The organism is Clostridium magnum DSM 2767 (genome assembly GCF_001623875.1).
Classification (GTDB): domain Bacteria; phylum Bacillota; class Clostridia; order Clostridiales; family Clostridiaceae; genus Clostridium_AM; species Clostridium_AM magnum.
Window position 1 is genome coordinate 1 of sequence record NZ_LWAE01000023.1, and the last position, 7,648, is coordinate 7,648.

At 30.6% G+C, this 7,648-nt stretch carries 11 protein-coding genes and 2 pseudogenes; 5 read left to right on the forward strand and 8 right to left on the reverse strand.

Annotated elements, in window-relative coordinates:
• On the forward strand, positions 1–537 hold a 537-nt coding region (locus CLMAG_RS31405; RefSeq protein WP_082832162.1), incomplete at its 5' end, for a helix-turn-helix domain-containing protein.
• Positions 476–1,075, forward strand: coding sequence for a transposase (locus CLMAG_RS31410; protein WP_082831967.1), 600 nt, complete (start codon positions 476–478; stop codon positions 1,073–1,075). The genes CLMAG_RS31405 and CLMAG_RS31410, both read left to right, overlap by 62 nt.
• Before the next feature lie 237 nt (positions 1,076–1,312).
• On the opposite strand, the gene CLMAG_RS30300 is transcribed toward CLMAG_RS31410, so the two are convergent.
• The 7 genes from CLMAG_RS30300 to CLMAG_RS31415 all read right to left on the reverse strand — a co-directional run bounded on the left by CLMAG_RS30300 (position 1,313) and on the right by CLMAG_RS31415 (position 4,408).
• Complete coding sequence (locus CLMAG_RS30300; protein ID WP_161487071.1) at positions 1,313–1,867, reverse strand: hypothetical protein; 555 nt, start codon at positions 1,865–1,867, stop codon at positions 1,313–1,315.
• Entirely contained in the window at positions 1,831–2,229 is a 399-nt protein-coding gene (locus tag CLMAG_RS30305) for a cellulose biosynthesis cyclic di-GMP-binding regulatory protein BcsB (protein WP_153041021.1), read from the reverse strand. The genes CLMAG_RS30300 and CLMAG_RS30305 overlap by 37 nt, the downstream gene beginning before the upstream one ends.
• A 209-nt stretch (positions 2,230–2,438) precedes the next feature.
• On the reverse strand, positions 2,439–2,717 hold the full coding sequence (locus CLMAG_RS30310; protein ID WP_066624978.1) for an STAS domain-containing protein: 279 nt from the start codon (positions 2,715–2,717) through the stop codon (positions 2,439–2,441).
• Positions 2,718–2,729: 12 nt separating this feature from the next.
• Complete coding sequence (locus CLMAG_RS30315; RefSeq protein WP_066631262.1) at positions 2,730–3,677, reverse strand: methyl-accepting chemotaxis protein; 948 nt, start codon at positions 3,675–3,677, stop codon at positions 2,730–2,732.
• A 17-nt stretch (positions 3,678–3,694) separates the two neighbouring features.
• Positions 3,695–3,994 (reverse strand): hypothetical protein, encoded by a 300-nt coding sequence (locus tag CLMAG_RS34115; RefSeq protein ID WP_066631265.1) that lies wholly within the window; start codon positions 3,992–3,994, stop codon positions 3,695–3,697.
• Positions 3,991–4,161 (reverse strand): ATP-binding protein, encoded by a 171-nt coding sequence (locus CLMAG_RS32870; RefSeq protein WP_161487072.1) that lies wholly within the window; start codon positions 4,159–4,161, stop codon positions 3,991–3,993. Before CLMAG_RS32870 ends, CLMAG_RS34115 begins: the two co-directional genes overlap by 4 nt.
• A 22-nt stretch (positions 4,162–4,183) precedes the next feature.
• A complete protein-coding gene (locus tag CLMAG_RS31415) occupies positions 4,184–4,408 on the reverse strand; it encodes an ATP-binding protein (RefSeq protein WP_082832163.1) in 225 nt (74 codons plus the stop codon).
• Between the two features lie 201 nt (positions 4,409–4,609).
• Here CLMAG_RS31415 and CLMAG_RS30330 point away from each other — a divergent pair, with 201 nt between their 5' ends.
• The 3 genes and pseudogenes from CLMAG_RS30330 (at position 4,610) to CLMAG_RS34600 (ending at position 5,817) form a co-directional block, all read left to right on the forward strand.
• On the forward strand, positions 4,610–4,969 hold the full coding sequence (locus tag CLMAG_RS30330) for a transposase family protein (protein ID WP_066631267.1): 360 nt from the start codon (positions 4,610–4,612) through the stop codon (positions 4,967–4,969).
• Between the two features lie 89 nt (positions 4,970–5,058).
• Positions 5,059–5,453: pseudogene (locus CLMAG_RS35150) on the forward strand (ISL3 family transposase).
• A complete protein-coding gene (locus CLMAG_RS34600; protein WP_082832165.1) occupies positions 5,398–5,817 on the forward strand; it encodes a transposase in 420 nt (139 codons plus the stop codon). The pseudogene CLMAG_RS35150 and the gene CLMAG_RS34600 overlap by 56 nt, the downstream one beginning before the upstream one ends.
• A gap of 501 nt (positions 5,818–6,318) precedes the next feature.
• On the opposite strand, the pseudogene CLMAG_RS30350 reads toward CLMAG_RS34600, so the two are convergent.
• A pseudogene (locus tag CLMAG_RS30350) lies at positions 6,319–7,577 on the reverse strand (IS1380-like element ISEnca1 family transposase).
• Between the last annotated feature and the right edge of the window lie 71 nt (positions 7,578–7,648).

The following is a 7,648-nucleotide window of genomic DNA, read 5'->3' on the forward strand; positions in this document are numbered from 1 at the left end:
GGAAGAAAGTCATTCAGCATAGAAACATTACATGGATATAAAATTGAAGATTTAGTTGATCTAAAGAATAACACAGATAGCAAATATTCAAGATTAGCACTGGCTGTAGTAACAATGCGATACTTCGGACAGTCGAATACTGACATTATTGAGGCTACCAGGTTAAGCAAGACTTCCATTGTTAAGCATATTAAAGAATGGAATGCTCATGGCATAGAATCCATAAAAGATAACCGTGGCGGTTCTGAAAGTAAATTAGAACCAGAGATGGTTGATGATCTTATTTATGTGGCTACAAATAAGTCACCTGCCGATTTTGAATTCACATGCCATAATTGGTCTTGCCAACTTTTATCTCTATATATTGAAAAAACATATGGAATAAAAGTATCAGGTGAAACAATAAGGGTAACTCTTATTGCTAATAGACTATCTTACAAAAGAGCTCAACCAAAGCCTACGAAAGCTGACAAAGATGAACAGGAAGCTTTTAAAAAAAACTTTAGAAACACTAGACACTTTAGAGTCTTCATCTGAGGTAGTTGTCTATGCTTTAGATGAAACTAAAGTTTGTGTTGAATCGGACAACCGTCTCTTTTGGAGTCCTGTAGGAAATCCCCCTGTTCTTGAAAAAAATGCTTCGCATGATGGTGTTAATATCATAGGCTCTACTTCAATTTTAAATAATTTCCATACTGTCAATGACTTATATTCTTCCGAACACTCTATAACTTCAAAAGAAGTAAAAGCTCACATAGAAAATCTAATAGAAATTAATGAAGGTAAAAAAGTAGTACTATTCATGGATAATGCTAAATTTCACACAAGCTATGAAATGCAAAGTTTTTTCTTTGATAACAAAGGAAAACTAACAGTCATATTACTACCTAGGTATTCCCCCAACATGAATCCTCAGGAGAATATCTGGAACTATCTAAAGGCTAAATTATTTAGACCTTCTTCTAGAAGTTCTATTTTTGAGTTAATATCTGATATTAAGTTGCTATTTGACGAACTCAACAATGACTTTGATAAGATTCGTTCGTTAGCATATGCTAGAAGTTTCCTAGTATAAGTTAAATTTAAATCGTTGAACCCTATATAGGGTTACTTAGTCTAAACTTAATTTATTCATATAATCAAAGCATTGAAACCACAAGGTTTTAACATGTGTATAAGTTAAGTTGTAGGTGTGTAACCCTATATATAGATATCCAACTTCAAAGCTTTACATATTCATTTAACTATTGTTCAGTAAACTCAATACCTTAGCTAAGTGAATATGTCAATTTATGAATTTGTTTATCTATATTTATTTAAATCTCTTATTTTTAAAGTAATATAAAACTACCGCAGTGGCACTAAATATTAAGAACAGCCCTATGAAGCCAAGAAAAACTTTAGTATTTGTCTCTATAATATTAAACTTATCCTTTAAAGATTTATTATCTTCCTTTTTAAACTTAAAGTTCTTTATATTACCATAGGTATCTATTAAAACAGAGTCTCCTGAAAGTTTTGAACTATATTTTGTTGTGGATAAAAACATCAATGATTTTAAAAGTATGTCATCCTTTGGTGACGTTAAAACTAAAATAGCCCTGCCTTTATTATATGGCGATACATCAAACTGAAAAGATGCTATATTTGAAGCATAGGGTTCTGTTAAATATAATTTTTCACTTCCTTCAAAGGAGCTATAATTCTTATTATATTTAAACCACAACTTAGAGTTTAATTCCTTTATAACCTTATTTCTCTGAGGAGTACCATATACTATAAGATTCATATTATGATACTTACTTGAGAAATTTTTCTCTTCTATAACCGTTAACTCTCCGTTATTGTATTCCATATCATTGCCCATATATGAAAAGATTCTCTGCTTATTCCTTCCAGCTCTTTTTCTGATAGATTTTCTGGTACTACAATTCCTATGTTATTAACTTGTTTGTCTGAAATAAACGGTTGAGGATAGTTATCGAATTTGTAAAAATCCACTTTATTATTAGGTATATAGATATATGAATCCCCTGTCACAATAGCCCAGGGCATTTCCTCCTGCCTAAACTGACAATTTAAATTTGGCTGTTCAAGATCAAATGCAATTTGTATATCCATATAATTGGATATCTGCATATCCTTAGGTATGGGTAATTCTAACTGATCTCCATTACATTTATCCTTATCTAGTTTTTTACTGCCTATAGGAATTCCATTAACATATATACCCTAATAAATCTTGGCTCAAAAATTGTAAAATACTTAGATATTTCAATTGTCTGAGAATTTTTTCAGCGAGTTATTGAAATTTCTTAGTATTTTACAATTTTTGAACCTTAGATTTATAGGACTATTTAAGATAATACTTTTATCTAGTTCAAGAATCACATGGGCTAAAAGCCCAAACCCCTATTGGTTTATGTGACGAAGCATTGCTACTTCGCAATATTGAAGACTTTATCTAGTCTTGTGAGTTTAAATATCTTTAAAACTTGAGGGTTTGTTATTGATTGAACCACAAAATTTCCATTAAGTTCATTGCACTTTTTATAAACGCCAACTAGGACACCCAATCCAGTACTATCGATAAAAGTACAATTACTAAAATCTAATGTAAAGTCTTTTTCACCATTTTCAATTAATTCATTAAGTTTTTTTCTATATTCAGAAGCTTCCTCAACAGAAAAATTCTCTGGTATTGTAATGTTTTTCATTATTATCACCTTCTAAACATTGTATTTTTCAATTAATTTATTCATGTCGATTGCAGTTTCACTTGTATGTTCTGAACTAGCGGCAACATTTTGAATAGCAGATGCTTGTTCTTCTGATGCAGCAGCAACTTGTTCACTGCTTGCAGTATTCTTTTCTGTAATGCTTGCAACTGAATCTATTAACTTTACTATCTGTTCTGAACTTGCAACTTCATCTTTAGTTACATCAACTATTTCATTAACATCACTTACAATTTGATTTACTGAAGAAATTATATTCACAAAAGATTTATCGGTATCTGTAGCTACAGATACACCATTTTCGACTGCTTTTTTATTAGAAGTCATGGATTCAACAGCTTTTCTTGTTAAAGTAGTCATTTCAGTTATTAATTTAGATATTTCATTAGCACCATTGCTTGTTTGTTCCGAAAGGTTTCTAACTTCATCAGCAACTACGGAAAAGCCTTTGCCATGTTCACCAGCTCTTGCGGCTTCTATTGCGGCATTTAAAGCAAGTAAATTTGTTTGCTCTGATATATCATTTATTGTTGTTATTATTCCACTTACTTTATTTGAAAGATCGTCTAGAGTATGCATAATATTTTCAGCTTCAGCAGAGGTTTGGCTTATATTGTTTATAGCATTCAATGTTTTTTCAATCTGAGTTCTTCCGTTATTAGCAGCATTCATAGTGGTATTTGAATTGTTTTTAGCAGTTGAAGCTTTATTTTGAGCAATTTGAACTAAACTAGAAAGCTGAACTAGAACTTCTGAAGTTTGTACAATTAAGCCATTTTGTTTTTCACAGCTTTGGGCAACCTCTTCAATATGTGCAGCTACTTCTTCAGTTGCAGAACTAATTTCTTCACTAGATGCAGATATTTCCTCAGATTCTGCAGTTAAAGTTTCAGAAAAGTTTCTTATGTTTTTAACTATATGATCTTGATCTTTTATCATATTATTAAAGTATTTACTTAAAGTTTCAAGTTCGTCACCAGTTTTAAATTTGTTTTTACAGTAAAATCTCCATTGCCTGCTTTTGTCATTGATGTTTCAAGTTGCTTTATCGGATTAATAATTTTATGTTTAACAAATATACAGGAAAAAGTAATATATATTGCTGCTAATACAATTAGTATAATTAATATCGATAAATTATAGCTTTTATATGAGTCTGAAGTAAACATAAGAATATGAATTTCAAGTGGTATTATAGGGATTAAAAATGCAATAAGAATTAGTGAAATCAATTTTTTTTCTAAACTTTTTTTCATATAGAGACCTCCGTATTTGTATTATCTAAAATGCTTTTTTGGATAAGCAATGAGTTACCTTTGAATTCTACTTTATCAGATAAAGATTTTATAAGAAAAAGTCCTCTGCCATGTTCTTTTAGTAAATCTTCATTGCTTACAGATTCAGGTATATTAATCTTTGGCAAAGTTTTTTCAGAACTAGTTATTTTAAAAATTTAAGTATTTGCCATCAAAGTTGTAAAATAAACTTATAGGTTTATTTTTATCGCTATTATTCCCATGCTCAAAAGCATTTAATAAAGCTTCTGTTAGAATTAATTTTATGTCAAAATAATAATCATAAGCATTTAAAGCTTTTATTACACTTTCGATTATATTATTGTAACCATTAATACCGTATAAGGTTAGAGTATTTTTTATTAAATTCAACATAATTATCACCCTAAGTCTAATTTATTTCTATAGCAATCATTGAGGAATCATCAATTAATTTAGGTTCAACCACGACCTTTGTGATTAATAAGGATAACCATTAATTGTATTACCAATGTATTGTCAAAAAAGTTGAAAAGCATCCGATACTTCCTTTATGATTATCTTGCACGAAAAATCAAAATAAGGAGTGAGTATCGAATGCCTTTAGACTTTAATTTTATAGAAAATCTAATAGGATTGCAAGATATTAAGGTAATATTTGTAAATGTAAATAATGGAATAGTTGAAATTCATGCAGAATCAAAGACTCATTCAGTTAGTTGTCCTAAATGCAATAAAACAACATATAAAGTTCATGATTATAGAATTCAATTATATGAGCATTTGCCCATATGTGATAAAACAACTATACTACATCTAAAGATTCGTAGATATATATGTGAATGTGATTTTAATCATCCATTTGATGAAGCATTTTCGTTCATAAGAAAATACCAGCCTCATACTATATACCATTTGAAGAGTTTATCTTTAAACTTACGTGCAAAAACACTATAAAGAATGTGGCTGAATTACTTGGATTTAGCGATAATAAGGTACAGCGCATATTCAATCATTATGCAAAAATTAAGATAGATACAAAGGAAATGGGACCTTTTATTTTCCTCGGCATTGATGATATTGCAAAATCTAAAGGACACGTATATTATACAGTGATATACAATCATGAAACTGGTGATGTAGCAGCACTAATTGACGGCAGAACAAAAAAAGTGTTGTTAAATACATTACAAAGAATTTTACTAAGGAACAACGTGAAAGTGTTTTAGCTGTATCCTTGGATATGAGTAAAACTTATGCGGCAGCAGTATTAGAGTGCTTTCCTAATGCTGCTCTGGTTACTGATAGATTTCATATATCTCAGGCCTTCCATGTAGCAGTAGATAAGGCAAGGAAACACATCCAAAATAAAATCCGTAAGGAAGATGGCGATAAAAAGAAAGTATTTGGTATACGCTGGGCCTTTTTTAAAAAATCATGAGGATTTAAAAGCAGAAGAAGAAAAACTCTTGGAGCAAGTTTGCAGTGAATACCCAATGCTTCGCACTTGTTATGAGTTAAAAGAAGAGTTTAGAACATTTTTTCATATAACAAACATAGATGAAGCAAGTGTTTATATCGACTATTTCACAGCTCTTGTAGCTGAAAGTGAAATACCAGAATTACAATCATTTTGTAAAACTCTAAATAACTGGAGAGAATATATACTCAACTATTATTATTTTTTTATAAGCAATGGTCCAACTGAAGGTAGAAATCATAAACTTAAAAATATTAAGCGTAGGGGTTATGGCTACCGTAACATTGATAACTTTAGATTAAGAATATGTTCCGAATGTGCCTGAATTTGGACATATAGCAGTGTATACATCTTAACTCAAGGATACTATAAATATTACATTTGGCAGTAAAATGCTATATATGTTTACTTTTCATTATTAACAAAACATATGATATGTTACAAATATTTGGACTCCATATTACTGGAAAATAGTCGTACTATTTCCTGATATGTTTTTACAGTTATTAGGTGGTTTCACAAAAGTCGTGGTTGAACCTTAATTTACCATCTTTTAATATCATATCATTTAAATAGTCATCTAGATATTTTTTAAAATCGTACATATTTGAATCTTGTACCTAAATTCCACGTGCATTTTTTATTAGCTTAAAAGAACACTATTTCAAGAAAAATTTAAACTGATACTCCCACATTGTAACATTATTTACCACCACCTTTCAATCTTTTTCAATAAATTATTGATTGCAACTTTGGAGTAAAGATACTTATTAAACCCTGCAAGTTATCCACAGAGCAACACTCGATTTTCAAGATGATATCTTTATTATACCAGACATTTTTCATACACTTCCTTGTACGGATAGTTTTCTGACAAATTCATAATTACAGTTCTTGCGGTTTTAATGATTTTGGCTGCAAGAAATACATACTTCAAACGAAAGGTCTTTATTTGCTGTCTGTATTCTGAAGGCTCTAAGGAATCAATCTTGAACAACAAAAAAGGTTATATGAAAGCATCATCATTTGAAACACCGCTTCATTTGCCCAAAATGATTTAAGTAAAAGATGACCCACCGCCATGTCGTATTTGGCTTCTTTAATATAGTTCTCAGCATTGCCACGTTTTTCATAGGATATAACTACTTTTTCAGAAAGCAATGTAGTGTTTGTCACAAAGAAAAAGTATTCGTACTCAGAGCCTTCTAAAAGTGATATTTGTGCTCTTTCTTTTCTGGTTTCAGTACGCGAGACACAACAAACCTTCTGTCTTTCTCCAGTTATCTAATTTTGTAAACAGTTCTGTAGTTTCTCTGCCTTCTTCACCTTTAACGAATACAACCGATGAATTCGTTGCTTGGGATGCAAGCGTAGAATAACTTTTGGCTTTAATTAAATATTTGCAACCAAGAGATTCTATCGTTTCAATAATTTTTTCATCAAAGTAGCCACTATCCATTCGAAATAAAATCTCTAAATCATCTGTTTTGATGTTGGCTACTATTTCTTTGATCATTTCAGATGCACCGTTAGCTGTGTAAGTATTGCCACTTCTTACAAATCCGGTGACGTAGGCTTTTAATTCGTCGCAAAATGCAAACTGGATATTGTAGCATCGGGTTCCTAGTTTCTTGGGATTATATCCTTTTGATGCACCTTCTTGATGACCTTCTACGTTGATTACACTACTATCAATATCAATCGTAATGGATGTCAATTTACTTTTAGTGAGCAGTTTTTTAAAGACTTTAAAATTAATGTCTCTAAACATTTGTGTTGTCTTAAAGGTGAAGTTTCCTAAAAACCGTGACACTGTTTCAGGTTCTTTTACGGAAATATCAAATTCATTAACGAGTGGATCATTTTGAAGGAGCTTTAGACGTTCTAGCTTGTCTATACCAATAAGTGACCACAGATCATCGTCTTTATATGATTCATCTTGATTTTATTTGTGGAGTCATTATCAAATACGAGGTCATTTTCAACTAGATCAAAAATCTCATTACTTTTTGCGTTCTCAAGGAGAAGAAAAAGACCTGCATTTGATGTTAGATTCTTAGCTGTGAAATCAATTTTATTAATCATAATTTAAACCCCTTTTTCTGCTTTTGTTACTATTATTGTACCATATATCGACTCATAAAAGCTGATAATTC